Here is a 1,781-nt window from a genome sequence, read left to right as displayed (position 1 = left end):
CGCCTTCGAGAAGCTGCAAAAGCGCATGACCGAATTGGCACGGGAAAAAGGTATGAACGTGCCCGACTGACGCGCGAACAGTAACGAGTGCTGAAGTATGTCGCCGCTCCCTTACCGGGAGCGGCGATTTTCTTTTCGCCTAGCTTCGTTGTGCGGCGCCTGCAGCTATCGCCGCGCCCGCGTCATTTGCCAAAATTGGTAAAGGAAAACGGCGAAGGCCACGCAGGTGAGCGCCAGCCAGATCGCGCCGGATTGCGCATGATAGACCACGCCCTCCGCCGGATCGAAGCAGCGCCCCATTTCGTTGAAGCAGCCCCGCCAGCGAAAATATTGCGCGTAATAGGCATAGCCGAAGGCAAGCGTCAGCCCGAGGCTGAAAAGCATCCCGATCGCGCGCATCTCCGGCGCCCCCTTCCGTTTCGACCCAGCCTAGCGATGCTTGGCACTCGGTCAACGCACCCCCGTTGCACCCGGTCCTGATTGCGCTACCATCGCGGCGAGAAAGGGAGGCTATCACATGACCGTTTTGAACTGGGGCATTCTGGGGGCTGCGAAATTCGCGCGCGAGCATATGGGTCGGGCGATCCACGCCGCTGAAGGCGCGCGGCTGGCGGCGCTCGCAACGTCGAGCCCCGAAAAAGCCGATCCGTTCAAGGCCTTCGCGCCCGATCTTAAAGTCCATGACAGCTATGACGCGCTGCTGGCCGACCCCGAGATCGACGTGGTCTATATCCCGCTACCCAACACCCTCCATGTCGAATGGACGAAGAAGGCGCTGGCGGCGGGCAAACATGTGCTGACCGAAAAGCCGATCGCGATGAAGGCCGAGGAGATCGACGGGCTGATAGACGCGCGCGACGCCGCCGGTAAATTCGCGACCGAAGCCTATATGATCGTGCATCACCCGCAATGGCAGCAGGTGCGCGACTGGCTCGACGCGGGCGCGATCGGCGAGCTGCGTCACGCCGATGTGGCCTTCACCTTCAACAATCCCGACCCCAACAATATCCGCAACAAGCCGGAGATGGGCGGCGGCTCGATCCCCGATATCGGCGTCTATGCCTATTCCTGCGTGCGTTTCGCTGCGCGCGCCGAGCCGGGCGAGCTGCGGGCGGTGATCCATCGCGAGAACGATGTCGACACCTTCGCGCAGGTCACCGGCGAGATGATCTCCGACAAGGGCCGCTTCACCTATGGCGCGATGACCTCGACCCGGCTGCATCCGCGTCAGGAAGCGGTGTTTCAGGGCTCCGAGGGTGTGATCCGCCTCACCTGCCCGTTCAACGCGAATGTCTTCGATCAGGCCGAAGTCGCCCTGATCCGCAAGGGCAAACCGGACGAGGTGATCCGCTATCCGGGCGTGAATCAATACGTGATCCAGGTGGAGGCCTTCGTGCGCCACGTCACCGAGGGCGCCCCCTATATGTGGACGCTCGAAGACGCGCGCGGCACGCAGGCGATGATCGACAAGGTGTTCGCCAGCGAACAGGGATGATGCGATCGCGCCTTGGGAACAAAGCACGCCTGACGGTGTTCAGGATGAATGAAATCACATAGTTCCCAAAGTAACGATCAGAACCAGTCCGACGACGAGAGCGCGAAATCCTCGAACGCCGTGCGCGAAAGGCATGAAAAGCGTTCGGTGATGCAGGCTTCGCGCCTGTCGGCGCGGCTGATTTATGCCGTGATCCGCCAAGATGGCGACGAGGAATTGAACCGCCCGCTGATCTCGCTCGTGTGGTCAGGTCTCGCGGCGGGCATCCTCATCAGCCTGTCGGTGA

General features: G+C 61.8%; 2 protein-coding genes and 1 pseudogene. 2 read left to right on the top strand and 1 reads right to left on the bottom strand.

Annotated elements, in window-relative coordinates; translation table 11 throughout:
- Positions 1–165: 165 nt before the first annotated feature.
- Positions 166–399: a hypothetical protein gene (locus B3D39_RS00255; protein WP_078601307.1), complete on the bottom strand. Its 234-nt coding sequence runs from the start codon at positions 397–399 to the stop codon at positions 166–168.
- 118 nt (positions 400–517) lie between these two features.
- On the opposite strand from B3D39_RS00255, the gene B3D39_RS00250 reads away from it, so the two are divergent.
- Together B3D39_RS00250 and B3D39_RS00245 are read left to right on the top strand one after the other, a co-directional pair.
- Positions 518–1,495: a Gfo/Idh/MocA family protein gene (locus tag B3D39_RS00250; protein WP_274962862.1), complete on the top strand. Its 978-nt coding sequence runs from the start codon at positions 518–520 to the stop codon at positions 1,493–1,495.
- Positions 1,496–1,543: 48 nt separating this feature from the next.
- Positions 1,544–1,781: pseudogene (locus B3D39_RS00245) on the top strand (formate/nitrite transporter family protein); the annotation flags it as partial.

Origin of the sequence: Thioclava sp. UBA3469, assembly GCF_002378135.1 — a bacterium.
GTDB classification, from domain to species: Bacteria; Pseudomonadota; Alphaproteobacteria; order Rhodobacterales; family Rhodobacteraceae; genus Thioclava; species Thioclava sediminum.
The sequence above is the reverse complement of the archived record's forward strand: the minus strand, read 5'-3'. Positions and strand labels throughout refer to the sequence as shown.